Source organism: Agrobacterium larrymoorei, from assembly GCF_030819275.1.
GTDB classification, from domain to species: Bacteria; Pseudomonadota; Alphaproteobacteria; order Rhizobiales; family Rhizobiaceae; genus Agrobacterium; species Agrobacterium larrymoorei_B.
This window is the reverse complement of the sequence record NZ_JAUTBL010000002.1, coordinates 1,860,654-1,885,784: the sequence shown is the minus strand read 5'-3', so window position 1 is coordinate 1,885,784 and position 25,131 is coordinate 1,860,654. Positions and strand designations below refer to the sequence as shown.

The 25,131-nt window shown below is 58.7% G+C and carries 26 protein-coding genes and 1 pseudogene; 15 read left to right on the top strand and 12 right to left on the bottom strand.

The features are described 5' to 3' along the window. Positions 1 to 3 precede the first annotated feature (3 nt). The 4 genes from ftsZ to recN all read left to right on the top strand — a co-directional run bounded on the left by ftsZ (position 4) and on the right by recN (position 5,887). Positions 4 to 1,764, top strand: coding sequence for a cell division protein FtsZ (ftsZ, locus tag QE408_RS17790; protein WP_306933451.1), 1,761 nt, complete (start codon positions 4 to 6; stop codon positions 1,762 to 1,764). Positions 1,765 to 2,061: 297 nt separating this feature from the next. Next, a complete protein-coding gene (gene lpxC, locus QE408_RS17785; RefSeq protein WP_306933449.1) occupies positions 2,062 to 3,021 on the top strand; it encodes a UDP-3-O-acyl-N-acetylglucosamine deacetylase in 960 nt (319 codons plus the stop codon). A 309-nt stretch (positions 3,022 to 3,330) separates the two neighbouring features. After that, positions 3,331 to 4,197 carry an outer membrane protein assembly factor BamD gene (locus tag QE408_RS17780; protein WP_306933447.1) on the top strand — a complete coding sequence of 289 codons (867 nt, stop codon included), beginning with the start codon at positions 3,331 to 3,333 and terminating at the stop codon, positions 4,195 to 4,197. A gap of 16 nt (positions 4,198 to 4,213) precedes the next feature. Further along, complete coding sequence (gene recN, locus QE408_RS17775) at positions 4,214 to 5,887, top strand: DNA repair protein RecN (protein ID WP_306933445.1); 1,674 nt, start codon at positions 4,214 to 4,216, stop codon at positions 5,885 to 5,887. Positions 5,888 to 6,015: 128 nt separating this feature from the next. Here the strand turns inward: recN and QE408_RS17770 are convergent, their stop codons facing one another. The 3 genes and pseudogenes from QE408_RS17770 to QE408_RS17760 all read right to left on the bottom strand — a co-directional run bounded on the left by QE408_RS17770 (position 6,016) and on the right by QE408_RS17760 (position 7,929). Next, positions 6,016 to 6,783 (bottom strand): EAL domain-containing protein, encoded by a 768-nt coding sequence (locus QE408_RS17770; RefSeq protein WP_306933443.1) that lies wholly within the window; start codon positions 6,781 to 6,783, stop codon positions 6,016 to 6,018. 144 nt (positions 6,784 to 6,927) lie between these two features. Beyond that, positions 6,928 to 7,299 (bottom strand): annotated as a pseudogene (locus QE408_RS17765) (VOC family protein). 15 nt (positions 7,300 to 7,314) lie between these two features. Continuing rightward, positions 7,315 to 7,929, bottom strand: coding sequence for a LysE family translocator (locus tag QE408_RS17760; RefSeq protein ID WP_306933441.1), 615 nt, complete (start codon positions 7,927 to 7,929; stop codon positions 7,315 to 7,317). Between the two features lie 133 nt (positions 7,930 to 8,062). Between QE408_RS17760 and ligA the strand changes: the two genes are divergently transcribed. Beyond that, positions 8,063 to 10,237 (top strand): NAD-dependent DNA ligase LigA, encoded by a 2,175-nt coding sequence (gene ligA / locus QE408_RS17755; protein WP_306933439.1) that lies wholly within the window; start codon positions 8,063 to 8,065, stop codon positions 10,235 to 10,237. Between the two features lie 49 nt (positions 10,238 to 10,286). Continuing rightward, positions 10,287 to 11,189 carry an aminoglycoside phosphotransferase family protein gene (locus QE408_RS17750; protein WP_306933436.1) on the top strand — a complete coding sequence of 301 codons (903 nt, stop codon included), beginning with the start codon at positions 10,287 to 10,289 and terminating at the stop codon, positions 11,187 to 11,189. Here QE408_RS17750 and QE408_RS17745 read toward each other — a convergent pair. Together QE408_RS17745 and QE408_RS17740 are read right to left on the bottom strand one after the other, a co-directional pair. Next, positions 11,186 to 11,716, bottom strand: coding sequence for a GNAT family N-acetyltransferase (locus QE408_RS17745; protein ID WP_306933433.1), 531 nt, complete (start codon positions 11,714 to 11,716; stop codon positions 11,186 to 11,188). The two genes, QE408_RS17750 and QE408_RS17745, sit on opposite strands and share 4 nt — an antisense overlap. A 206-nt stretch (positions 11,717 to 11,922) precedes the next feature. Continuing rightward, positions 11,923 to 12,840: a DMT family transporter gene (locus QE408_RS17740; RefSeq protein ID WP_306933431.1), complete on the bottom strand. Its 918-nt coding sequence runs from the start codon at positions 12,838 to 12,840 to the stop codon at positions 11,923 to 11,925. Positions 12,841 to 13,019: 179 nt separating this feature from the next. On the opposite strand from QE408_RS17740, the gene gcvA reads away from it, so the two are divergent. The 3 genes from gcvA (at position 13,020) to QE408_RS17725 (ending at position 15,114) form a co-directional block, all read left to right on the top strand. Then, the gene (gene gcvA / locus QE408_RS17735) at positions 13,020 to 13,922 is read left to right on the top strand and encodes a transcriptional regulator GcvA (RefSeq protein ID WP_306933429.1); all 903 of its coding nucleotides are present in this window, start codon (positions 13,020 to 13,022) and stop codon (positions 13,920 to 13,922) included. 49 nt (positions 13,923 to 13,971) lie between these two features. Continuing rightward, positions 13,972 to 14,562 carry a 3'-5' exonuclease gene (locus QE408_RS17730; protein ID WP_306933427.1) on the top strand — a complete coding sequence of 197 codons (591 nt, stop codon included), beginning with the start codon at positions 13,972 to 13,974 and terminating at the stop codon, positions 14,560 to 14,562. A gap of 63 nt (positions 14,563 to 14,625) precedes the next feature. Beyond that, entirely contained in the window at positions 14,626 to 15,114 is a 489-nt protein-coding gene (locus tag QE408_RS17725; protein ID WP_306933425.1) for a CreA family protein, read from the top strand. 84 nt (positions 15,115 to 15,198) lie between these two features. On the opposite strand, the gene QE408_RS17720 is transcribed toward QE408_RS17725, so the two are convergent. Continuing rightward, positions 15,199 to 15,666, bottom strand: a complete 468-nt coding sequence (locus QE408_RS17720) for a chemotaxis protein CheW (RefSeq protein ID WP_306933422.1) — start codon at positions 15,664 to 15,666, stop codon at positions 15,199 to 15,201. 219 nt (positions 15,667 to 15,885) lie between these two features. Between QE408_RS17720 and QE408_RS17715 the strand changes: the two genes are divergently transcribed. From QE408_RS17715 to QE408_RS17705, 3 genes are all read left to right on the top strand, one after another. Continuing rightward, positions 15,886 to 16,044, top strand: a complete 159-nt coding sequence (locus tag QE408_RS17715; RefSeq protein ID WP_306933420.1) for a hypothetical protein — start codon at positions 15,886 to 15,888, stop codon at positions 16,042 to 16,044. Positions 16,045 to 16,195: 151 nt separating this feature from the next. Then, positions 16,196 to 16,795 (top strand): SCO family protein, encoded by a 600-nt coding sequence (locus QE408_RS17710; RefSeq protein WP_306933417.1) that lies wholly within the window; start codon positions 16,196 to 16,198, stop codon positions 16,793 to 16,795. A 188-nt stretch (positions 16,796 to 16,983) separates the two neighbouring features. Continuing rightward, a complete protein-coding gene (locus QE408_RS17705; protein WP_306933415.1) occupies positions 16,984 to 17,868 on the top strand; it encodes a 50S ribosomal protein L11 methyltransferase in 885 nt (294 codons plus the stop codon). A 137-nt stretch (positions 17,869 to 18,005) separates the two neighbouring features. On the opposite strand, the gene QE408_RS17700 is transcribed toward QE408_RS17705, so the two are convergent. After that, positions 18,006 to 18,179 (bottom strand): hypothetical protein, encoded by a 174-nt coding sequence (locus QE408_RS17700; RefSeq protein ID WP_306933414.1) that lies wholly within the window; start codon positions 18,177 to 18,179, stop codon positions 18,006 to 18,008. 323 nt (positions 18,180 to 18,502) lie between these two features. On the opposite strand from QE408_RS17700, the gene QE408_RS17695 reads away from it, so the two are divergent. Next, positions 18,503 to 20,332: an aminopeptidase P family protein gene (locus tag QE408_RS17695; RefSeq protein ID WP_306933412.1), complete on the top strand. Its 1,830-nt coding sequence runs from the start codon at positions 18,503 to 18,505 to the stop codon at positions 20,330 to 20,332. A 26-nt stretch (positions 20,333 to 20,358) separates the two neighbouring features. Here QE408_RS17695 and QE408_RS17690 read toward each other — a convergent pair whose 3' ends face one another. Continuing rightward, positions 20,359 to 20,673 carry an AzlD family protein gene (locus tag QE408_RS17690; protein ID WP_306933410.1) on the bottom strand — a complete coding sequence of 105 codons (315 nt, stop codon included), beginning with the start codon at positions 20,671 to 20,673 and terminating at the stop codon, positions 20,359 to 20,361. Continuing rightward, entirely contained in the window at positions 20,670 to 21,386 is a 717-nt protein-coding gene (locus QE408_RS17685) for an AzlC family ABC transporter permease (RefSeq protein ID WP_306934848.1), read from the bottom strand. The genes QE408_RS17690 and QE408_RS17685 overlap by 4 nt, the downstream gene beginning before the upstream one ends. A gap of 157 nt (positions 21,387 to 21,543) precedes the next feature. Between QE408_RS17685 and QE408_RS17680 the strand changes: the two genes are divergently transcribed. Continuing rightward, positions 21,544 to 21,792 carry a DUF2164 domain-containing protein gene (locus QE408_RS17680; protein WP_306933408.1) on the top strand — a complete coding sequence of 83 codons (249 nt, stop codon included), beginning with the start codon at positions 21,544 to 21,546 and terminating at the stop codon, positions 21,790 to 21,792. Between the two features lie 5 nt (positions 21,793 to 21,797). Here the strand turns inward: QE408_RS17680 and pncA are convergent, their stop codons facing one another. Continuing rightward, positions 21,798 to 22,424 (bottom strand): bifunctional nicotinamidase/pyrazinamidase, encoded by a 627-nt coding sequence (gene pncA, locus QE408_RS17675; RefSeq protein ID WP_306933406.1) that lies wholly within the window; start codon positions 22,422 to 22,424, stop codon positions 21,798 to 21,800. Positions 22,425 to 22,847: 423 nt separating this feature from the next. Here pncA and QE408_RS17670 point away from each other — a divergent pair, with 423 nt between their 5' ends. After that, on the top strand, positions 22,848 to 24,119 hold the full coding sequence (locus QE408_RS17670) for a DUF2778 domain-containing protein (protein WP_306933404.1): 1,272 nt from the start codon (positions 22,848 to 22,850) through the stop codon (positions 24,117 to 24,119). A 16-nt stretch (positions 24,120 to 24,135) separates the two neighbouring features. On the opposite strand, the gene QE408_RS17665 is transcribed toward QE408_RS17670, so the two are convergent. Beyond that, positions 24,136 to 24,558 (bottom strand): DMT family transporter, encoded by a 423-nt coding sequence (locus QE408_RS17665; protein WP_306933403.1) that lies wholly within the window; start codon positions 24,556 to 24,558, stop codon positions 24,136 to 24,138. Next, positions 24,555 to 25,028, bottom strand: a complete 474-nt coding sequence (locus QE408_RS17660) for a DMT family transporter (RefSeq protein WP_306933400.1) — start codon at positions 25,026 to 25,028, stop codon at positions 24,555 to 24,557. Before QE408_RS17660 ends, QE408_RS17665 begins: the two co-directional genes overlap by 4 nt. Positions 25,029 to 25,131: the final 103 nt, after the last annotated feature.

The window sequence follows — 25,131 nt, the reverse complement described above, 5'->3', positions numbered from 1 at the left end:
AAAATGACGATACAGCTGCAAAAGCCGGATATCACCGAGCTGAAGCCACGCATCACCGTTTTCGGTGTTGGCGGCGGTGGCGGTAACGCTGTCAACAACATGATCACTGCAGGTCTTCAGGGCGTCGATTTCGTTGTCGCCAACACGGACGCGCAGGCCCTGACGATGACGAAGGCCGACCGGGTTATCCAGCTCGGCGTCAACGTCACCGAAGGTCTCGGCGCCGGTTCGCAGCCGGAAGTCGGCCGCGCTGCTGCCGAAGAGTGCATTGATGAAATCATCGACCACCTGAACGGTACACACATGTGCTTCGTCACCGCCGGCATGGGCGGCGGCACGGGCACGGGTGCGGCTCCGGTCGTTGCACAGGCTGCCCGTAACAAGGGCATCCTGACGGTTGGCGTTGTTACCAAGCCCTTCCACTTCGAAGGCGGACGCCGCATGCGTCTGGCCGAGCAGGGCATCGAAGAGCTGCAGAAGTCTGTCGATACGCTGATCGTCATTCCGAACCAGAATCTCTTCCGCATTGCCAATGACAAGACGACCTTTGCCGATGCTTTCGCAATGGCCGACCAGGTTCTCTATTCCGGCGTTGCCTGCATTACCGACCTGATGGTGAAGGAAGGTCTCATCAACCTCGACTTCGCCGACGTTCGCTCGGTCATGCGCGAAATGGGCCGCGCAATGATGGGTACCGGTGAGGCTTCCGGCGAAGGCCGCGCAATGCAGGCTGCGGAAGCGGCGATTGCCAACCCGCTGCTCGACGAAACCTCGATGAAGGGCGCGCAGGGCCTCCTGATCTCCATCACCGGTGGTCGCGACCTGACCCTCTTCGAAGTCGACGAAGCTGCAACGCGTATTCGCGAAGAAGTCGATCCGGATGCCAACATCATCCTCGGCGCGACTTTCGACGAAGCGCTCGAAGGCCTTATCCGCGTCTCCGTCGTTGCCACCGGCATCGACCGTGTACCGGGCCAGATGGAAAAGAACATCGCCGAGATGCGCGCAGCCGCCGCTGCGGCAGCAAAGCCCGTTATCCGTCCCTCCGCGGCCGTTGCATCCGCACCGGCCGCAGTTCAGCCTGCCCCAGTTATGCAGGCACCAAAGTCCGTAGATCCGATTGCTCAGACCATCCGCGCTGCGGAAGTCGATATGGAGCGCGAACTGGCTCTGGCCGCTGCTGAACAGCAGTTGCGCCAGGCACAGGCAGAAGCCGAGTTCCGCCCACAGAGCAAGCTGTTCGCATCTGCTCCGGCCGAAGCGCCGGTCGTTGCTCGCCCCGCAGCACCGGTTCAGGCTGCTCCGGCACCTGTATACCACGCTCCGGAGCAGGTCGCAGCGCCGGCTCCGCGCATGGCACAGCCGCAGGCTCAGGTTTATCATGAACCAGCTCCTGTCGCACGCCAGCCGGAGCCGGTTCGCATGCCAAAGGTCGAGGACTTTCCCCCGGTCGTAAAGGCCGAAATGGATCACCGCGCACAGGTTGCTCACGCTGCGCCTGAAGAGCGCGGCCCGATGGGTCTGCTGAAGCGAATCACCAATTCGCTCGGCCGTCGCGATGAAGAAGAAGCTGTTCCTTCCGACATGATGGATGCTCCGAGCCTTGCTCCGCAGCAGCGTCGTCCAATGTCCCCGGAAGCGAGCATGTACGCACCGCGTCGCGGCAATCTGGATGACCACGGTCGCCAGTCGCCGGCTTCCGCCAGCCATCACGAAGACGATCAGCTCGAAATTCCGGCCTTCCTGCGCCGTCAGTCGAACTGATCGGATAGCCGGTCGGTGAACCGATCAGGCGATTCTGCGTTAAGCGAATACCCGGGTCCGAAAGGCCCGGGTATTTGTGTTTCATCGTCGTGGGGCGAGGGCGCTTATCCCAATTCTTTCAAATGCTTGAGTGTGTAACAAAGCGACATCAACAGTGATTTGTGGTGGCGCTGCAGTGTGCGTATGTAAGAGCATGGGATCGGGAAATAACGTCTGCGTGAAGACCGAATTTCCCCTCAATTGACTTCGGACTAAGCCGGCATCGTCGGCTCTGTCCCATGAAAAGGCTTGATACGCATGACCATCGGATTGCTCGGTTTCCAGACAACTATCGCCAACCCTGTTCAGCTCAAGGGCATCGGCGTTCATTCGGGCAATCCGGCCTCCATGACGTTCCAGCCGGCGGAAGCCGGAACTGGCATCGTTTTCAGCCGCACGCTGGACAATGGCACCGTGGTGGAAGTGAAGGCGGTTTCTGCCAATGTTGGCAATACCGACCTCTGCACCGTGATCGGCCGTTCGCCCGCACAGTCTGTTGCAACCGTCGAGCATGTCATGGCCGGCATCTACGCCATGGGCATCGACAATCTGATCGTTGAAGTCGACGGTCCGGAAGTGCCGATCATGGATGGCAGCGCCGCACCGTTCATCGAAGCCATCGAATCGGTTGGTATCGTCAATCTCGGTGTGAAGCGTCGCTACATTCGCGTCATCAAGCCGGTTCGCATCGACTCAGGCGCCTCCTGGGCGGAGTTCCGCCCTTATGATGGTACGCGCTTCGAGGTTGAAATCGACTTTGATACGCCGCTGATCGGCCGCCAGACCTGGAAGGGTGACCTGACGGCGGAGACCTTCAAGAACGAGCTGTCGCGCGCTCGTACCTTCGGCTTCATGCGTGATGTGGAGCGCCTTTGGGCTGCTGGCTACGCGCTCGGCTCTTCGCTGGAAAATTCGGTCGTCATCTCCGACGACCACACGGTCATCAACATGGAAGGCCTGCGCTACGAAAAGGACGAGTTCGTCCGTCACAAGACGCTCGATGCTGTCGGCGATCTGGCACTTGCCGGCGCGCAGTTCATCGGTTGCTACCGCTCCTATCGTGGTGGTCATAAGGTCAATGCAAACGCGCTGAAGGCGCTTCTGAGCGACCCGACCGCTTATGAGATCGTCGAGGCTCCTGCCGCGCGTCAGCCGGTCGTTCGTGCCCGTGAATTCGTCGCGATCAACCAGCCTGAATTTTCGCCCTGGTCCGCATAAGACCAGAGAGACATTCGACTTTTCATAAAGGCTGTCCTCCAGGCAGCCTTTTTCTTTTGCCTTTCGTTAGGCGTCGTTGAGCGCCGTCTAAGGGCGGTGGCGTGATCGCTTAAAAAGCTGGCAAAGCAGATTACAACCGGCTAATAGGACTTGTATGGGTGGAGGTCAGGATTATCGTGTTTTACGCGCGCGCCTGCCATAAAAATGCGTTAATGCGTCATCATTGCGTTGCCCTGCTGGTGCTTTTGCGGCTAGAACCGCCTGCGAAAGCCTAAGCTCTGTAGTGACGCGGGAAGTGGGAACTGTCGAATGAAGCGTATAGGGTCTGGTGCAATGAATGGAACGGTGCGGGTTGGGCTCGTATCGCTGATGCTGCTTGGCGCCGGAACGCTGGTCACTGCCTGCCAGTCCGATCCCGATATCGACATTACCAAGCTTGGCGTTGAAACCGATCCGCCGGACGTGTTGTACCGCCAGGCGCTTGCCAATATGAACAAGGGCAACATGACGGAAGCCGGTCGCAAGTTCACCGCGATCGACAAGCAGTACCCCTTTACCGAGTGGGGCCAGAAGGCTCTGGTGATGAACACCTTCATCGCCACCCGCCAGAACAAGAACGAAGCCGCGATCACATCTGGTCAGCGCTTCCTCAAGCAATATCCACGGGCGAAAGACGCCGCTTACGTCCAGTACATGATCGGTCTTGCTTACTCCAAGCAGATCGCCGACGTGACGCAGGATCAGCGCGCCGCTCAGCGCACCATCGAAGCGATGAGCAAGGTCGTCAACGACTATCCCGACTCGGAATATGTCGCCGATGCGCAGGCCAAGATCCGCTTTGCGCGTGACCAGCTTGCCGGTCGCGAAATGCAGGTCGGTCGCTATTACCTGGAGCGCAAGGAATATCTGGCGGCTGTGTCCCGTTTCCGCATCGTCGTGGAGCAGTACCAGAACACCAACCAGATCGAAGAGGCGCTGGCGCGTCTCACCGAAGCCTATTATGCCATGGGACTGGTGGACGAGGCCCAGACGGCAGCTGCCGTTCTCGGCAACAACTACCCGGACAGCCAGTGGTATGCCGATTCCTACAAGCTCTTGAAGGGCCAGGGACTGGAGCCGCGTGAAAACCGCGAATCCTGGATTTCCCGCGCCGGCAAGAAGCTGATCGGAGCGTAAGGCAAGGGCGTCATCCATGCTGGTCCAGCTTTCGATCCGCGACATCGTTCTGATCGAACGGCTCGACCTTGGGTTCGAGGCCGGTCTCTCCGTGCTGACCGGCGAAACCGGCGCCGGCAAATCCATTCTTCTCGATAGCCTGTCCTTGGCCCTTGGTGGCCGCGGAGATGGCGGTCTCGTGCGCCACGGCGAGGATAAGGGGCAGGTGACGGCGACTTTCGAAGTCGGCATGGATCATCCTGCACGTTTGCTGCTGCGTGAAAATGGTCTGGATGACGACGGCGATCTGATCTTTCGCCGCGTGCAATCCGCCGATGGCCGCACCAAGGCCTATGTGAACGATCAGGCCGTCTCGGTGCAGATGATGCGCCAGCTTGGCCAGCATCTGGTGGAAATTCACGGTCAGCATGACGATCGCGCACTGGTGGATACCAATGCGCATCGCGCGCTTCTTGATGCTTTTGCCGGTCTCAGCGACGAGGTTCTCTCGGTTCAAGGGCTCTACCGCACCTGGAAGGATGCAGAGCGTGGCTTGAAGGTGCACCGCGCCAAGGTGGAGGCTGCTGCTCGCGAGGCGGATTATCTGCGCTCTTCCGTGGAAGAGTTGGAAGCGCTTTCTCCCCGCGATGGGGAAGAGGACGAGTTGGCCGAACGCCGCGCCGTGATGCAGAAGTCAGAACGCATTGCGGGCGATATTGCTGAAGCCAGCGAATTTCTGAACGGCAATGCCTCGCCTGTGCCGATCATCGCCTCGATGATGCGCCGGCTGGAACGCAAGAGCCACGAAGCGCCGGGTCTGCTCGAAGACACAGTGCAACTGCTGGACGCCGCACTCGACAATCTTTCCAATGCGCAGATGGAAGTGGAAGCGGCGCTTCGCCGCACGGAATTCGATCCGCGCGAGTTGGAGCGGGTCGAAGAGCGTCTTTTCGCGCTTCGCGCGGCCGGTCGCAAATATTCCGTCCCCGTTACCGATCTTCCTGCACTGGCAGAGCGCATGGTGACCGACCTTGCCGATCTCGATGCTGGCGAAGAGAAGCTGGCGAAGCTGGAAGCCCAGCTCGGTGTCGTCAAAGCCGATTTCGACCGTGCGGCATTGTCGCTCTCCGACAAGCGGCGCAATGCGGCGGCGGCACTTTCCGAAGCGGTGATGGCGGAACTTCCGGCCTTGAAGCTGGAACGCGCGCGTTTCACCGTGGAGGTCACGAGCGATCCGTCTTCGGGGACGGCAGACGGTATCGATGTGGTTGAATTCCACGTTCAGACCAACCCTGGAACCCGACCTGGCCCGATCATGAAGGTGGCGTCCGGTGGCGAGCTTTCACGTTTCCTGCTGGCGCTCAAGGTGGCGCTTGCCGATCGCGGCTCGGCACCCACGCTGGTCTTCGATGAGATCGACACAGGCGTGGGTGGTGCCGTGGCGGATGCCATCGGCCAGCGACTGAAGCGGCTTTCGAAGACTGTTCAGGTCTTGTCCGTGACCCATGCGCCCCAGGTCGCGGCACGTGCGTCCACCCATCTGTTGATTGCCAAGGGACCTGCGGGCGACGGCACGGAGCGTATCGCCACCCGCGTTGCGACGATGCAGCCGGAGCACCGCACAGAAGAGATTGCGCGCATGCTCGCCGGTGCTTCAGTCACGGATGAGGCGAGAGCGGCGGCTGCGCGCCTGCTGGCCGCGCAGGATTAAGGTTTCGATTAGGGTTTCACTAAAGCGTTTCGCGATCTTTCAGATTCGCTCATACGCTTTAGGTCCTTGTTATCGCATGTCGTTATCGCAAAACCGCTGCACACTTTTGCGCTGACCATGCTTTAGAATTAAGCGGCAGGCGAGAGCAATTCGCTGATCGTGCTCGGAATGGCGAGAGACTCGAAGGCTGGTTTTGCCAGGAGATATCCCTGAACCAGTGTCACGCCGAGATCGCGAAGTGCTGCGAGTTCACCGGCTGTTTCCACGCCTTCACAGAGCGGTGTGACGTTGAGATCGGCCAGCATGTTCAACGTGTTGCGGACGATCACGCGTCGGACGGGATCGCTGTCGATGCCACGGATCATATCCATATCGAGTTTGACGATATCGGGTTGGAAATGGGTGAGAAGGCCGAGACCGGAATAGCCTGCACCAAAATCATCGATTGCCGTCAGGAAACCGATATCCCGATAGGTGCGCAGGATGTTGAGGACATGGACAGAATCCATTTTCTCCGTTTCGGTGAACTCGAAAATGATGCGGTTGAGAGGAAAGCCGGTTTTCATGGCGGTCGCCAGCGTCAGGCGGATACAGGCGCGCGGCTCATAAACGGCGTTAGGCATGAAGTTGATGGAAAGCTTTGTGTTGGCGGTGGGGTCGAAGAGCCTTGCAGCCAGCTTGATCGCCTTGACGCGACACTGCTGATCGAAGGCATAGCGGGTACTGTCATCTACCTTCGAAAGCACGGTGCCCGCACCTTCTCCATTGGGACCGCGAACCAAGGCTTCATTGGCAAAAACCAAACCGGTTTCGATGTCGACAATCGGTTGGAAGGCCATCGAAAACGGCAGGTCTAGGCTTTTGCCGTCCTGGCACCCTTCGCATTTTGTCGACATGTCCGCTCTTTCTCCATGAGATTGCAGGTAGTTTAGCAGGACAGGAATTAAGCATTCGTATTGTGTCGAAGTATTCCTCTGTGACGTGTTCCGCCTTCGGGGCAGCACGTCGGCAGATTCAAGGGCGGCGCTTGCTCCGTACTCTCAGCTCGCCGCCTTCTCACTCTCGTGGCAGAGGATATTGATGAGCCGCCCGAAAGGATCGCGCACGTAGAAACGCTTGACGCCCCACGGTTCTTCCGCTGGCCCATATTCTATCTTCAGTCCCGCTGTGGTGACACGGCGCAGCACATCGTCTAGATCATCGACTTCGATGGAGAGGTCCGGCACGGGTGTTCCCGAACCTCCTTCGCTGGCGATGCTGACCTGCGGCTGGGTCTCGATCGAAGGCGCTGCAAAGGTGACGATCCAGCCATGGTCCATGACGAGGTCGAGGCCGAGTATATCGCCGTAAAAGCCCTAGGCGGCTTTGACGTCCGGGGCGGCGATATTGGCGATGATCCTTTTGACGACCATGATCGCTATGCCCGCTCAGCGACTGGCCGCAACAGCGACGCCAGAGCCGATCATCACTCCACCTGCCACGCGGTTGACGCGGCGCACCACGCGTTCGGAACGCAGCAGCTTTCGTGCTCTCACTGCGAGCAGCACGTGCCCGCCGATCACCACAACCTCGACGCAGAGAATGACGGCGGCGAGCGCTGCCAGATGATCCACGGTGAGCGATGCGCCGACCATGTTGGGCAGGAGCGCGACATAGAAGAGTGGCATTTTCGGATTGCCGAGATTGAGGACGAAGCCGGTGAGGAAAATGGAGAGGAGGCCGCGTCTTTCACCCGTTGGCTGAAGCTCCGGCACCACCGCCTGTGCCGTCCACATCTTCACGCCCATCCAGATCAAATAGGCCGCACCGCCATAGCGCAGAACCGTCATGGCGACGCCCATCTCCTCAGCGATCAGCGACAGGCCGAAGGCGGCGAGTGTGAGAAAGATCAGAATACCGGCAACGGTACCAAGCCCGTAGGCGATACCGGAGGGCGCGCCATGGGTGATGGTTCGCGCGACAATGGTCATATTGTCTGGGCCAGGACTGGCTGCGAAGACGAAGAAGGCAGCGGCAAAGGCAAGCAGGGTCGTCGTGTCCATGGGGCAGCTCCGGAACAGAGGTATCATCCGGACGTTCAGAGTAATCGATTCCGGCGGGATGGGAAGAGGACGCCGGTTTCGCTGGTGGTAATAATTGGCTAAAAGCACTGGCAGATTCCCGAATGAGGCCGCCATGTCGAACGACCAGACACCTGTCGAAAACCTGACCGAGCTTGAAGCGTCTTCCGAGCTTGCATTTCTGGCAGCAGAAATCGCGCGTCACGACGCGCTCTATCATGGCAAGGATCAGCCAGAGATTTCGGACGCAGAGTATGATGCGCTGAAGCGGCGCAACGATGCGATCGAGGCAGCCTTTCCGGCGCTGGTGCGCGCCGACAGCCCGTCGAAAAAGGTTGGCTTTGCGCCGCTTCCGACCTTTGCGCCCATCGTTCATGCGCGCCCGATGCTCTCACTCGACAACACCTTTTCGGAAGAGGATGTCGCCGACTTCGTCGCATCGATCTATCGCTTCCTCGGGCGTCTGCCGGATGAGTCCATTGCGTTTACCGCCGAGCCGAAAATCGACGGGCTTTCCATGTCGATCCGTTACGAGCGGGGTCGCCTAACGACGGCGGCGACCCGCGGCGATGGGACGACAGGTGAAAACGTCACCGCCAATATCCGGACCATCAAGGAAATCCCGAACGACCTGCCCGCAGGCGTGCCAGATGTCGTGGAGGTGCGGGGTGAGGTCTATATGGCCAAGAGCGACTTTCTGGCGCTGAATGCGCAGATGGAGGCCGAAGGCAAGCAGACATACGTCAATCCGCGCAACACGGCGTCTGGATCGTTGCGCCAGCTCGACCCGAACGTAACAGCACGGCGCAAGCTGAGGTTTTTCGCCTATGCGCTGGGTGAGGTCTCCAATGGCGGTCAGCCGACGCGCATTGCCGACACGCAACATGGCATCGTGGAAAAATTCCGCGAATGGGGTTTTCCGGTCAACCCGTTGATGAAGAGATTCACGTCCGCCTCGCAACTGCTTGAGCACTATCATGAAATCGGCATTGCACGCCCTGATCTCGATTACGATATCGATGGAGTCGTCTACAAGGTCGATGAACTCGATTTGCAGGAGCGTCTTGGCTTCCGCTCGCGCAGCCCGCGCTGGGCGACAGCCCACAAGTTTCCCGCCGAGCAGGCTTTCACCACCGTGGAGGCGATCGACATTCAGGTTGGACGCACAGGCGCGCTAACGCCGGTCGCGCGACTGACACCCATCACCGTCGGTGGCGTTGTGGTGACGAATGCGACGCTGCATAATGCCGATTATATCGAGGGCATCGGCAACAATGGTGAGCGTATCCGCCCGGAGGAGCACGATATCCGCATTGGCGATACAGTGATTGTCCAGCGCGCAGGCGATGTCATTCCGCAGGTTTTGGATGTGGTGCTGGAGCGGCGCCCCGATAATCTGAAGCCTTATGAATTTCCAAAGAAGTGCCCGGTCTGTGGCAGTCATGCGGTGCGCGAGCGCAATGAAAAGACCGGCAAGTTCGATTCGGTTACACGCTGCACGGGCGGCTTTGTCTGCCGGGCGCAGGCGGTGGAGCATCTCAAACATTTCGTCTCGCGCAACGCCTTTGACATTGAAGGTCTCGGCACCAAGCAGATCGAGTTTTTCTTCGAGAGCGACGACCCCGCGCTGTCGATCAAGACTGCACCGGACATTTTCACGCTGAAGGAGCGGCAGGAAAAGAGCCACCTGACGAAGCTGGAGAATATCGATGGCTTCGGCAAGGTCAGCGTCAAGAAGCTGTTCGATGCGATCGATGCTCGGCGCGAGATCGATCTGCACCGGCTGATCTTCGCGCTCGGCATTCGCCATGTGGGCGAGACGAACGCGAAGCTGCTAGCTCGAAGCTATGGCACCTATGCGCATTTCGAGGAGTCGATGAAGGCTGCCGCTGATTTTTCCGGCGACGCCTGGAACGAACTCAACAGCATCGATGGCATCGGCGAGGTCGTGGCGCGCGCCATTGTGGAATTCTACAAGGAGCCGCGCAATCTCGATGTGATAGACAGGCTGATGAAGGAGCTTCGCCCGAAAGAGGCGGACAAGCCCTCCACGGAAGGGAGCCCTGTGGCCGGCAAAACGGTGGTCTTTACCGGCTCGCTGGAAAAGTTCACCCGCGATGAGGCAAAGGCGCGGGCCGAAAGCCTTGGCGCCAAGGTCGCTGGCTCGGTGTCGAAGAAGACCGATATTGTGGTGGCAGGTCCGGGGGCCGGATCGAAGCTGGACAAGGCGCGAGAGCTTGGTGTGCAGACCATGGATGAGGATGAGTGGCTGGCTCTGATCGGCGGGTGACGATATCAAAATCGTTCTGTCGGTTTGATACAGTCATAGAGAGGGCCTCATGAGCGATCGCCTGGATGTTTCGATAGAAACGGTAGCACGGTTGATTGCCGAGCAATTTCCGCAATGGGCGGACTTGCAGGTCAGGCCGGTGAGCCACAGTGGCTGGGACAATCGCAGCTTCCGTCTGGGAGAGAGGATGCTGGTCCGGCTGCCGAGTGCGGAGGGCTATGTTCCGCAGGTGGAGAAGGAGCATCGCTGGCTACCATATCTGGCTAAGCGCCTGCCGCTGCCGATACCGGAGCCGCTGGCAAAGGGAAGGCCATCTGAGGACTATTTCTTTCCATGGTCCATCTATCGCTGGCTGGACGGCGAGCCATTGGCGCTTAAGTTGCCTGAGACGGATTTGAAGATGCTGGCAGAGGATGTCGCGGCTTTTTTACGGGCGCTCCACGCCATCGATGCCAGCGACGGGCCGCTTGCAGGCGCGCATAATTTCCACCGTGGGGGTTCGTTGGGCGTCTATGATGCGCAAGCGCGGGACGCGATCGAGGCTGTGAGCGACGAGGTGGACGCGGACCTTGCGCGGGCGATATGGGAGGTGGCGCTGAAAAGCGGGTGGCAGGGAAGGCCGGTCTGGGTGCATGGCGACATTGCCGAGGGCAATCTCTTGATGCAGGGCGGGCGGCTTTCGGCCGTTATCGATTTCGGCAGTTCGGGCGTTGGTGATCCTGCCTCCGATCTCATTCTGGCGTGGAACGTCCTGGATGCCGATAGCCGCGCCGTTTTCAGACAAGCGCTTCCTCTCGATGCTGAGACATGGCAACGCGGCCGCGGCTGGGCGCTGTGGAAGGCGATGATCGTACTTGCAGCAGAGCGGGGACGGGATGAGAAGCTCAGCGAATGGTCGCGCAGGACCATTCGCGAGGTGATGGCAGATCATCTGAAGGGCTGGAAGTCTTAACGAAGCCTCGCCATCAAATAGCAGTCGGCGTAGATGCCATTTCGAAGAGCATATTGGCGCATTGTGCCTTCCTTCTCGAAGCCGAACTTCTCATAGAGCCGGATGGCGGGCGCGTTATCGGTGAAGACGTTCAACTCGATCCGTCTGAGATCGTGCCAGTTATCAGCCGCATCCAGCAAGGTTCTGATAAAGAGCGTTCCGAGGCCCTTGCCGGTAAAGTCGTCATGGATGCCGAGCCCGAGGGACGCGGCGTGGCGCCTGCGGCCCCGCTCGGCGTGGAGGCCAGCATTGCCGAGCAATCGACCGCGCCATTCAGCGACGATCATGATATCGGCCGGTGTAAGGGATTCCATGTATCGGCGGGTATGGGCCACGCTCTGGAAAGGTTGGCGCAACGTGCCGTGGCGCACGCCTGGCATGTTGAGCACTTCTGTCAGGGCTTCTGCATCCTCCGGACGGAAACCACGGATGGTGACATCATCGAGTGAAAAATCGGCGGGTGAGGGCGGTTCCTGGGACTGCGACATGCTGTTTCCTTTCAGTTGGAAGAGCAGGTGCATCCTCTTGCCCTGCTGCTTCGGCAGGGCTTCGGTGGAAAGATCGCGAGACCTATCGCGAAAAGGCTCCACACAAGGCTCCACCGTCCACCGGCGTGCCGGTGGTAACCACGGTAAGCATCATTGTGTTGGTCTTTGCGATCATGAGGGCAGGATGCTGTGGCAAGCCGGTGCTGTCAAGTCTTCAGAGACTTGCGCCGCAACAGCCGGCCATCGATGGCCACGAGGCCGGCGGCGATCATTGCCATGCCGATGATGTGCTTCAGTGCAAGCCGTTCTCCGAGCACCAGGGATCCGAGCAGGATGGCGCTGACGGGAATAAGGAAGGTGACGAGCGCCAGGTTCGTCGCGCCTGCGGAGGAAAGAATGCGAAAGAAGATGAGATAGGCCAGTGCGGTGGACAGAAGCGCAATGCCGAAAAGGGCCGCCCATGTCTCGCCGCTCGGCATGGCGAGTGTCCATGGCTTGTCGATGATCAGGGCAAGCGGGATGAGGATCAGGCTTGAGGCGGAAATCTGGCCGGTGGCCGTGACCAATGGGGCCACGCCCATGGCCTTGAATCGACGTCCGAAAATGCCTGCGAAAGAATAGGAAATGGCAGCGCCGAGAATGGCAAGCTGACCCCAGAGGCTGGACCTTTCGCCACTCAGCGCCGCAGGGCCGATCATGGTGGCGACGCCCACAAAGCCGATGATGACGCCTGCGAGCTTGTTGGCACTGAGCTTTTCATCTGCGGTCATCAAATGGGCGACAAGCACGGTAAACAGCGGCGTCGTGGCATTGAGGATGGAGGCGACACCGCTTGCAATATGCGTTTGACCCCAGACGATCAGCGAAAAGGGGACGATGTTGTTGAGAAGCCCCATGACGACGAAAGCGCGGAGCACTTCCGGCTTGCGCGGGATGCTGTAGCCCAGGAGGCGGCAAACCGTCAGTAGCGCCAGAGCGGCGATGAAGACCCGGAGCGTGACGATTGTGATGGGCGGCAACTCCTTCACGGCGATGCCGATGAAGAAGAAGGACCCGCCCCATAGAATGGAAAGCGCAATAAGCATGGCCCATTCCTGCGGTCCCATCTGCTTTTGTATCGACATGGCAATCTCCTGGTGAAAATCAGATCCTTGCAGGCATTACCCGCGCGAGCCACCCGAAAAGTTTTTGAGCTTTTCTGAATTCAGCTTTTATTTCGGAATTGACTTTCCCCTGTTTATCTCGTGATTTCATGGCGCTTCAAACGATTGTTTCTCGAGCGATAGTTGAGTTTAATTAAACCATGGCGGCAGGACTTCCATCCTTGAAAGGGCTTCAGGCCTTCGAAGCAGCTCCCCGCTACCGGAGCGTGACGCTTGCGGCAAACGAGCTTCATGTAACGCCCGGTGCCGTCAGTCTGCTGATCCGCGATCTTGAAGCTCATCTCGACGTGCAACTGTTCATTCGCAGACCGCGCCATATCCAGCTCACGCCGCAAGGGGAGCGCTACTACAATGCTCTCAAAACGGCCTTCGTTATGTTGCGCGAAGCGACGGCGGAGTTGACGGCGCGATCAGGTGTCAACGTGCTGACGCTGAGCTGCACTCCAACCTTCGCCGCGCAGTGGTTGATGCCCCGCTTGGCGGCATTCCAGGATGCCAATCCACGCATCGATGTTCGTCTCAGTGTCACCAACCGGCTGGTGGATTTTTCGCAGGACACCGTGGATATAGCGGTGCGGCACGGATCGGGCCGTTACAATGGGCTTGAGAGTGTCAGGCTTATCGATGACAGCACCTTGCCCGTCTGCTCTCCGGCTCTACTGGAGCGTTTGGGCTCGGTGCGCACGCCAGACGATCTCAGGAACTTTCCGCTGCTGCATGACGAAAACCGGAATGAATGGCGTCGGTGGCTTGAACTGGCGGGCGCAGCGGATATCGATGCTTCAGGGGGCACGGTTTTTCTGGACAGTAACGGCGCTCTCGATGCCGCCAAGGCCGGATATGGCGTGGCACTGACACGACGCTCTTTGGTGGCGAAGGAGCTTTCCGTGGGAACGCTCATCGCGCCCCTCGATACCGAAATGGCGAGCACGCTTGCCTACTACCTCGTCTATCCGCCAAGAGTGCTCAACAATCCCGATGTTCTGAAACTGCGTGATTGGATGCTTTCCGAGGCCAATTCCCGCGCTACAGGTTCCCTTTAGCCATTAGTGGGTTTATTCCAGTGTTATTCCTTCATCAGAGAATCGCGTCTTGAAAACAATCGCCATCGATTTTGAAACCGCTAATGAAGAGCGTGGCAGTGCCTGCTCGGTCGGTCTGGCATGGATCGAGGACGGCGTGATTACGCGCGTGGAAGAGCGATTGATCCGGCCGAAGGACATGCGCTTTTCGCCGTTCAACATTGCTGTGCACGGCATTCGCCCAGCCGACGTGGAGGATGCGCCGGAATTTCCGGACGTCATGGAAGAGTTCGTCGATGATCTGCGTGAGGCGACGATGATCGCGCACAATGCGGCCTTCGATTTCAGCGTGATGCGTGCAAGCTTCGACAAGTACCGCCAGAGCTATCCGTCTCTGTCCTACTTCTGCAGCGTGAAGATGGCGCAGCGCGTGTGGCCGTCGCTGCCCTCGCATAAGCTCAACATCATCGCGCATCACCTGCAGCTTCGCTTCGTCCACCACAATGCGGCGGAGGATGCGGTGGTTTGCGCCTATGCAGCCATTGCCGCTGCGAAATCGCTGGCCTTGCAGCATGTGCGCGATATTCCGGCGAAGATCGGCATGGTTGCAGGACGTCTGCATGCCATGGGGTATGAGCCCTGCACCATGAGAAAACGGTAGCCTGTCAGCTTGTTACCGCCTCGCGCCTTCCTATCTGTTGTTTCAGACATGGAGGTAAAGGCGATGACATCACAGAAACTTCGAGTGGCACTGGTTGCGGGACTGGCGCTTTTTCCGCTGGGCGCCTTGGCGCAGGTGGTGGGCAAGGTCGGTGTCGATTGGACCGGCAATGACATCGTCGTGGAAGCCATCGCCGATCCCAAGGTGAAGGGTGTCACCTGCCACATCACCTATTTCGAGCGCGGCGTGATCGATCGCCTGAAGAATGGCAATTGGTTCGAAGACCCATCCAACAACGCCATTTCCTGCAGCCAGACCGGACCGGTGGAAGTCGGCGATATTGATCTTTCGAAGGGTGGCGAGGAAGTGTTCCGCCAGGGGATGTCTCTGGTTTGGAAGAAGATGGTCGTCAACCGCATTTATGACAAGGCCAACGACACGCTGGTCTATCTGGTCCACACCCGCGAGCTCACTGACGGTTCGGCGAAGATGGCGATCTCGACCGTGCCGCTCTATGGCCAGACAGTAACGTGGCAGAACGGCAAGCCATAAGCGCTGAAGCGTGACAAGGCGAGCGCCCAATGAAAAACGGCGGACCAAAGGCCCGCCGTTCTCTGAAATCTAAATTCCCTGATCTTACGCCGCTTCGCGCGACAATTCGTCGGCAATGACCGTGTCGAGGTTGAGGAAGCAGACCATGCTTTTTTCCAGCGCCACGATGCCGCGGCAGAAATTGCGCTGCTCTTCCGGAATGATTTCCGGGGCGGGCTGGAGATCTTCGGAGCGGATGGTCATCATGTCGGAGACCTGTTCGACCAGAAGGCCAACCAGCTTGCCGCCGATATCGGTGACGATGATGGCGGAGCGCTCAGACGGCTCGGTCATCTTCATGCCGAGGCGGCAGGCCATGTCGATAACCGGGATCACCGCGCCGCGCAGGTTGATGAGACCGAGAACATAAGGCGGGGTATGGGGCATCGGCGTCACCGGCGCCCAGCCGCGGATTTCGCGGATCGCCATGATGTCGATGCAGAATTCCTGATCGCCGAGATGGAAGGAAACGATTTCGAGGTATGCGCCGGCTTGCTTGATGGCGTTCGACATGGTCGTTGCTTGTCCTGGAGGCTCTCTGGCGGGCCGTGTGCTTGGAAGGATGAATGCGGCGTCCAGGTAAAATCCGGTGACATCATGTCGTGCGCTTGCGCGGACCGCTGGCGACCATGATGGCAAGAATCGTTTAAACTTTCACTAACAGATGTGACGGCTTACAATCCAGGACGTTCCACGCTTCTCCTTCAGCCTGCCATGCGGTATAAGAGGAAGATGAGCGCATTATCGTCACAATCGGTCAAGCTTCTGCTTGCAGCTCTTGCCACAGGCGCTGTTCTTTTGGGCGTGCTTGCCACCTTTGATGGTTGGCTACGGCACGGCACCGATATCTTTATCGCCTCTGTGCAGAATGGCATCGCCTGGTGCTTCTGACGGGCAGTTCTTTCTGCTGTGGCATATTACGGTATTGAGACAAAAGAGCGCGGTTGCGGTTTCCAGCCGTTCTTGATTTGCGCAACGTCAAAGGCTTGGCTATCACATGGGTAGGGCGCTAGGCGCCAATTATCGCATGGTGAGGAACAGCATGAAATCGATCCGTCTTGCGCTGTGGGGTGCCGTGGTCGTTCTCTTGGGCGTCATGGGCTGGTTGACTGTCGAACTGACCAAGAGTCGAGAGCAGATGGTGGAGGAGGCCTATGGCGTTCCCTTCCAGCTCGTTGCGCAGAACGGTCAGCCGATCACTGAGAAGGCGTTTCAAGGCAAGCCCACCGCGCTGTTTTTCGGCTTTACTCATTGCCCTGAGGTTTGCCCGACAACACTGTTCGAGCTGAACGGCTGGATGGAGAAGGTCGATCCGGCAGGGGACAAGCTGCAAGCCTACTTCGTGTCCGTCGATCCTGAGCGGGATACGCCGGAGGTGATGAACCAATACATCTCCAACGTTTCCAAGCGCATTACCGGCATTACCGGCGCACCGGACAAGATTGCCGAAACGCTGAAGGGCTACCGCATCTATGCCAAGAAGGTGCCTGTGGATGAAAAGGACCCGAATGGCGATTACACCATGGACCATACGGCCTCGGTGATCCTGCTTCGACCGGACGGTTCTTTTGGTGGCACCATTGCTTACGGTGAAAATCCTGATGTCGCCGTTCAGAAGCTGCAAAATCTCGTCAAGTCCTGACACGTCGCTGCAAGAAACACCTTCCGCTCCATTGGATTGCCGCGTGTTTTGTGGCAAAGGCTGACGCTTAAACCAGCTGAAGCGTGTGGCCATTGATCCTCACGATTGAAGCCCTCGTTTCGTCGCATGTCATGTCGCAAAGCCGCTGACCGGGATTGCGCAAACAAGCATTAGGGAAAGCGTCTGTCGTGAGTGAAATCCGTCTCTATGTCACCACAACCGAAGTTCAGGCAGGCGACGTGCTTGACGTGATGTCGGAGGTCTTCGGCGAGGAGGATATTGCGATCGCGACCACCGAGGTCGATGAGAAGCGCGATATCTGGGAAGCATCGATCTATATGCTTTTTGAGCAGGAAGACGAGATTACCGAGCGCTTTCAGACGCTGTTGCAGGCTTCCTTCCCACATCTTGCGATCGAGCGCGAAGTCATTCCCGATGTCGACTGGATCGCCAAGTCGCTGGAAGGCTTGAAGCCGGTGCGGGCAGGGCGCTTCCTGGTGCATGGCTCACACGACCGGGACAAGGTTCGTCCGAACGATCTCGCCATCGAAATCGAGGCCGGTCAGGCCTTCGGTACCGGCCATCACGGCACCACGGCGGGTTGCCTGGAAATGATCGAAGAGGTGCTGCGTTCGCGTACCATTCGCAATGCACTGGATCTCGGCACCGGCAGCGGTGTCTTGGCAATCGCGACGGCAAAGATGCGCAAGGTGCCGGTCTTGGCCACGGATATCGATCCGATTGCGACTCGTGTCGCCAAGGAAAACGCGAAGCTGAACGGCATCGTCTCGGGCATTGCATTCGAGACAGCGCCCGGCTTCCACTCGGATTCCTTCCGTCGCCACGGGCCATTCGATCTCATCATCGCCAATATTTTGGCCCGTCCGCTGATCAAGATGGCGCCGCAGCTCGTGGCGCATCTGGCGCCCGGTGGCACGGTCATCCTGTCCGGTATTCTAGCTTCGCAGCGTTGGAAGGTTCTGTCGGCCTATAACGGCATGAAGCTGAGCCACATTCGCACCATCTGGCGCAATGGCTGGGTCACCATCCATCTTCGTCGCGATATGCTTTGAGAATATGAAAAAGGCGACGCTTGCGCGCCGCCTTTTCAATCGGTCCTGCCGACCGAATCCGCGAGCCTTGGGAGGAGAGGCTCAAGCGGATAAACGTATTCCTTGTTCAGCGAGCCGGGAGGAGGCTCGCCTCACGATCAGAACACGTAAGTGGATTTCGCCTTGCGACGCAGCTCTTCACGCGTGATACCGAAAGCAGCGATTGTGGCATCGTCCAGGTTCAGCATTGCGCTGCTGACATAACGGTCCGACTGCCGCTGACGGGCTTCGACGACGCGTTCGAATGCGGTGCGAAAGATCGACTTCGACATGTTGGACATCCTTGTTCTGCGGGGTTTTCGTTGCCCCTTCGATGCTTTTGAATTTAAGACAGTGCAGCTCCGGACGCCATAGCCGCTTCGACATCCGTGCTATGCGTTAAATGCAATCCTAAGTGAGATTATTCTCCAAATTTGCGTGATCTGCCTAAGTATTGGGCAGATAGAGGTGCCGTGTGATGGCGTTCGCTTTGATCTGGACCTGCGAGAGGCTGCCGCGCTATGGTCTGTAAAAGATGCGTAGATTCCAAAAGACAGAGCGTCCTTTGTGCGTCCAATAAGATGCACGGCGCTCTGGACAATCCAGAAAGCATGCCATGTTCCAGTACTTTGACAACAAGTCCACTCCGCAGTTCGGCAAGGCCCGCGTGGAGGCATTGCGCGCGACATTCGATGCGCTCGGCATCGACGGTTTTCTTATTCCCCGTGCCGACGAATATCAGGGCGAATATGTGCCGGAATGTGCCGAGCGGATGGCCTGGCTGACCGGCTTTACCGGTTCTGCTGGTGTGGTGCTGGTGACGCGGTCGCAAGCCATCGTCTTTGTCGACGGGCGCTACACGACGCAGCTTGCTTCACAGGTCGACCCGGCGGTGTTTACGGGCGGCGATCTGGTGGGGGCTCCGCCAGCGAAGTGGCTTGGCGAACATGCCCCGACCGGTTTTCGTCTTGGTATCGACCCGTGGCTGCATACGAGCGCGGAACTGTTGCGGCTTGAAAAGGCGTTGGCGGAAAAGGGGGGCTCGGTTGTGCTGCTCGCTGCCAACCCGCTCGACCCCCTGTGGGAAGGACGCCCTGCGGAGCCTCTGGAGCCAGTCACGATCCAGCCGGAAGCCTTTAGTGGAACGCCAGCGCAGCAGAAGATCGACAAAATTGCCGAGGATGTGAAGAACCGCAAGGCGGAGGCAGTTCTGGTGACCGATCCGTCGTCGATTGCTTGGATCTTCAACATCCGTGGCAATGACGTGCCGCACACGCCCCATCCGCTCGCTCGCGCGATCATTCATGCCGATGGCAAAGCCGATCTGTTTCTGGATGAGCGTAAATTGAACGGCGAGGTCAAAGACTATCTCAATGGCCTTGTGACGCTTCACGCGCCCACAGAGATCGAGCCGACCCTTCGCGTGCTTGCTGAAAACGGTGCATCCATTCTCGTAGACGCGGACGTAGTGCCGGTGGCGCTGACGCGTCTCATCAAGGACAATGGTGGCACGGTTATCGAGGCGACCGATCCCGTCAAGCTGCCGCGTGCCTGCAAGAACGAAGCGGAGTTGGCCGGTTCCGCTGCCGCCCATATTCAGGACGGAGCCGCAATGGTGGAATATCTGGCATGGCTGGACAGCCAGCAGCCCGGGACTGTCACGGAGATCCAGGCGGTAACCAAGCTGGAGCAGGCGCGGGCGCGTCTGGGCGAAGCGATGCAAAACCCGCTGAAGGACGTCTCCTTCGATACGATTTCCGGCTCCGGCCCGAATGCCGCGATTATCCATTACCGTGTCACGACAGATAGCGACCGCCATTTGCAGGATGGCGAGATGTTCCTGGTGGATTCCGGCGCGCAATATGTGAATGGCACCACGGATATCACGCGCACCGTTGCCATCGGCAATGTGCCGGAAGAACAGAAGCGCTTTTTTACGCTAGTGCTGAAAGGCGTGATCGCTATCAGCGACGCGAAGTTTCCAAAGGGAACGCGCGGTTGCGATCTCGATCCACTGGCGCGCATCGCGCTGTGGAAGGCGGGGGCCGATTACGGCCACGGAACCGGACATGGCGTCGGCTCCTATCTCTCGGTGCATGAAGGACCGCAGCGTATTTCCCGCGTGTCGCAACAGGAACTATTGCCGGGCATGATCCTGTCCAACGAGCCCGGCTACTACCGTCCCGGCGCCTTCGGCATCCGCATCGAGAACCTCATCTATGTGCGCGAGGCGGAGGCGATCAAAGGTGGCGATCAGCCAATGCTGTCCTTCGAGACGCTGACCTGGTGCCCGATCGACCGCAGACTTATCGTGGTTTCGCTGCTGACGGAAGACGAGCGTACCTGGCTGAACGACTATCACGCCGAGACGCGCGAGAAACTGATGCCGCTGATCAGCGACGAGAGCGTCAAACAGTGGTTGTTGGCTGCAACGGACGCCCTTTGACTCGCGGCTTCGGCGGCGTTTTCATCTCATGCGAGCTGAAAATGCCGCAGCGCCACGACCAGCGCCCAACCGGCAAAGAGCATGATCAGGCCGGGGAATCGCAGCCCGACGATCAGCGCCACGATCATGCCGAGCTTCACATCGTATCCGCCTTCGAAAAAGGCGGGTGCGACGAGTGTCGTCAGAACGGCGACGGGAACGGCATTCAATCCGGCTTCCACGCGCGGCGGGATGGATTTGAGTCTGGTCATCAGCATATAGCCACCCACGCGAGTGAGGTAGGTCGCGACAGCACCGGCAACGATGATGATGAGTGTCTGGAGGTGGAAGAACTCGCTCATGGGGTCTGCACCTCTGGCTCCTCGATGGGTTCACTTTTCGCAGGCGGCAGGATGACGGCGATGATGATGCCGGTCAGGGCGCCGATGCTGACATGCCAGGGTGAGCCGACGAAGTGGAAGGAGGCAATCGCGCCAACGGCGCTTGCCAGCATGACGGGATAGGAGCTCTTGCGTTGACGGAAACCGAGCACCATGCCCATGAAATAGATAGGCAGCAGCACGTCGAAGCCGAGTGCCCTTGGATCGCCTACGAGATTGCCGAGCGAAGCGCCGACGACCGTGGAGATCACCCACGGCACGTAGACCACTAAGGCATAGCCCATATAGAGCGAATAGCGCACTTCACCATGGATTTCCTTTTGCCGGACGGACTCGGCAAATTGCGGGTCGACCAGGAAGAAAAAGCCGATGGCTTTGCGGGCAAAGGACCATTCCGGGACAATGCGAACCATGGCGGCAGAATAGAGCACATGCCGGAAGTTGACGGCGAAGATCGATAACACCACGAGCCAGGCTGGCAGGTTCTGATTGAAGAGCTCGATACCGACGAGCTGGCTCGCACCGGCATAGATGATGCCGCTCATCAGCGTCGCTTCGTAAATGGTCATGCCATTGTCGATTGCGACGGCGCCAAACAGCGCACCGAAGGGCAGAACGGCAAGAGCGATGGGAAGGCCGAGGCGGATGCCTGACCTAAAGGGTGACTGGGTCATGGGGTAAGCCGGTCCTGTACCGGAGAACATAGGATGCCTGCTCTCCTACAGCCTCTGCCGTATGCGTACAAACAAAAATAAGGAATGGCTTGATTGATTTATTTGAAGCTTGGCAAAGTCGCTTCATACTGACGATGCGTTGAAGGAGGGCTGCGTTATGGAACTGAAGGTCGACAAACAGCAGAAAGCAGCATTGGCCAAGGCAGTTCAAGACTATCTGGTGAAAGAGCTGGACGTGGATGTCAGCGGGCTGCAATGCGAAATGCTGCTGGACCATGTGGCGGACGTCATCGGTCCGGCTTTTTACAACCAAGGACTCCGAGACGCGCAAGCGGTGATCTCGCGTCGAATGGACGACGCCGCTGCCGATCTCGATGTGCTGGAGCAGCCATTGAACGACCGCTGACGGGGTTAGGCCTTCATAAGGTCGCTGCTATTCACCACGGCAATGCCCCTTGCGCGCATGGCGGCAATGGCGGCTTTGATGCCTTCCGGGTCAATCCCGCGACTGGCATCCTCGATAAAGCGCACTTTGACATCCGGGAGCATGTCGCGCGCATCGAGTGCCGAAAAGCTGACGCAGTAATCCGTTGCGAGCCCGCAAATATCGAGAACGGTCACGCCCTGACGGCTGAGATAATCCGCAAGACCGGTGGTTGCCGACTGGTCGTTGTCGCGAAAGGCGGAGTAGCTATCGACGGCCGGGTTTTCGCCCTTCTGCTGGATGTAATCGAAGGCTTGGTTATTCAGATCGGGATGAAACTCCGCATCCGGCGTTCCCTGAACGCAATGATCCGGCCACATGACCTGCGGCTTTCCCGAAAGCTCGCCCATCTCGAAGGGTTGTTTGCCCGGATGCTGGGAGGCAAAACTGCCATGATTGGCCGGGTGCCAATCCTGTGAGGCAACGATGAGGTCGTAGCCGCCATTTTCGATCAGCGCATTGGCAATCGGCACGATCTTGTCGCCATCGGCAACGGGAAGATTTCCGCCGGGGCAAAAACCGTTCTGGATGTCGATCAGCAGCAGCGCCTTCATGTGTCGTTCCCTTAAGTCAATCGTGGATGATCGAGCTTAAAAGGATTCCGTCAAAATGAAAACGACGGGATGATCGAGGTCGCCTTCATCGCCGCATTTTAGGCAAAGTCGAAAGATACAGGCTTTGGCCAGAAGAGGGGACCTTGATTCAGCCATGTAAGTGCTGTGCCGACAGTCTTGCTCTTCGGTTTCGACGCCTGAAAAAAATGGGGCGCGAACATCGGATCTTACCTGCATGAACATGGCTTGCGCTTTTAGGGACAGCGTTTTCAGGGGACTCGTAAAGACTTTGGTTACCATAATTCGGCATGCTTCGAACCTGTTCGCTTCGAGGATGGTGCGATTCGCATCTGACGATCGAGGCCAACGCCAAGTCGCCGGCGACAAGCCGGTTTTGCGTAAACGGTTCGAGTAACGAGTATCATGGCGTCATCAGTCGTGACCTATCAGGGCGTGCCCATGCGTGGCGCAGCCCGTGACAAAAAACGTGCTGGCCTCTCGTCAGGCGGCCTCTCCGCTCTTTTGGGCGGCGGAATCCTTGCCAGTGTTTGTGCTGTGGCGGCTTTTGCTTCGCTGCACGGTATGGCGCAGGCCTCGTATGGCACGCAACGTTTTGACAAGATGCTGCTCGCGCGTGTGGACCGCCCGGCGGGCGAGTCGCTCGACGACGTTCAGCCCACCATTCACGTCCATAAGTTCTCGCGCCTTTCGGCCAACCCCGAAAGCCACCAGAAAATGACGCGTCTGGCGGCGGAACATCCGCTCAGCGCCAAGCTTTTTGCCGCACGCTTCGGTGCGGCGGCGGCAATCGACGCACAGGGACAGGCGGCGGTCAAGGAATTGGCAGCGCTTCGCCCCTCGGCGATCGTTGATTCGGCACTTGGTCGCGGGCCGGAAACCGCGATGCTGGAAACACAGGAAGCGACAGAGCACCCTGCGTTCGCAGCCGCCCTCGGACGTCCGCAGGCCAAGGCGGATGAAGAGATCGACCTCCTGCCGGAAACCGTGCCTCTGCCGAACTTCCGCCCCGAGATCGCCAAGGCCTTCGAGGTGGAGCCGACTCCGCGTCCAGCCAATCCATCGGTTGTCGAAAAGGAGATCGCTGCGCAAGCGACCGTTCCGACGCCCGCCAAGCCACCGGTACAGCAGCCAGCGACATCGACGATGGTCGCTTTCGCGCGGCCCGACAACCCGATGCGCGAAACGAAGATGGACGCCGTTCCATGGCCTGACCGCGGCAATGGCACTGCCATTTACGATATTTCCGCAGGCGTGGTGCATCTTCCAAGTGGCGAGAAGCTCGAGGCCCATTCGGGTATCGGCAAGATGCGCGACAATCCAGATTTCGTGCACGTCAAGATGCGCGGCGCGACACCACCGTCAAGCTACCGCCTGACCATGCGCGAATCGCTTTTCCACGGTGTGGAAGCCATTCGCCTGACACCAGAAAGCGGTGTCAATCCGCATGGACGTAACGGGCTCCTGGCGCATACCTATATGCTGGCGAAGCGCGGTGAATCGAATGGCTGCGTCGTTTTCAAGGAATATCCAAAGTTCCTGGCCGCCTTCAAGCGTGGTGAGGTCAAGCGCCTCATTGTGGTGCCGAAGTTGAACGGGCGTCCTTCCGCTGTCGCAGCCAACGGTGGAAAGACCGGCGGCAAGACATTGTTCGGCAGCCTGTTCGGCAAGAGCTGAGGCCTTCAGCGACGTTTTAACGGCGGCGTTGGGTCAGCACCATGCCGCCGAGAATGAAGACCACGCCGAGCGCAGTCGCCCAGATCTTTGGCGGTTGATCGCTGAAGAAATCCAGCACGACACCTGAAACCATCTGGCCGCTGATCACGAGAAGCGCTGTGTTGACCGCGCCGATACGGGCGATCAGCCAGCTACCTGATGCTATGAACACGACACCGATTGGGCCGCCGATGAAGGCGTACCAGGGCGCGTCGCTGGCGCCAGGCGGCAGAAGGCCACCGATGGCGAGACCCACAAGCGTCAGCACGACCAATCCAACGAAGTGGTTCCAGAAGGATGCGGTGAGCGGTGAGGTGGAGAGGCTGAGGCGGCCATTGACCTGACGGCTCAGCGACACGAAGACACCGCCGATAAAGGCCATTGCGATCCAGACGATCATGTCGCTCTCCCAACCAGAATGATGAGTGCGCTGCCGCCGAGGATCAAGGCAATCGCGAGAATGTCCTGTCCCTGTGGCCGACGCCTGGGAAAGCCGAACAAGCCCCAGAAATCCGCTGCAAGGCTAAAGATCACCTGCCCAGCCAGGCCGAGGGCGATGGTGCCGGAAAGAGCCAGAGGTGAATTCACCGCTGTGGAGGTCAGCATGACAAGCACTGCGCCGATCATGCCGCCCATGTATGCCCAGAGTGGAGCCTTGGGTTTGGCCGGCTGTCCGGGTGCCGGTTTGCGGTAGAGCAGCCCCATGACGATAATGGCGGCAATCGTGCCGGTGGCATGCGCAGTCCAGGAGGAAAAGAGCGCGTTGCCATAATGAGCGAGCATCCCGTTGAAATGCACCATCAAGGTCAAAAGGCCGCCGCTTGCGAAAGCGGCCGCCAGGTGAAGCGGATTGGAACGTGTCGGCGTCATGGGAGGTTTTGTCTTTCCGAGATAGTCCTGAAGAGATCATCAGGCTTTAGAACCTTACGATGCAAAAACAAAACGAAATGCGTTGATGGGTCCGGCCATTTCA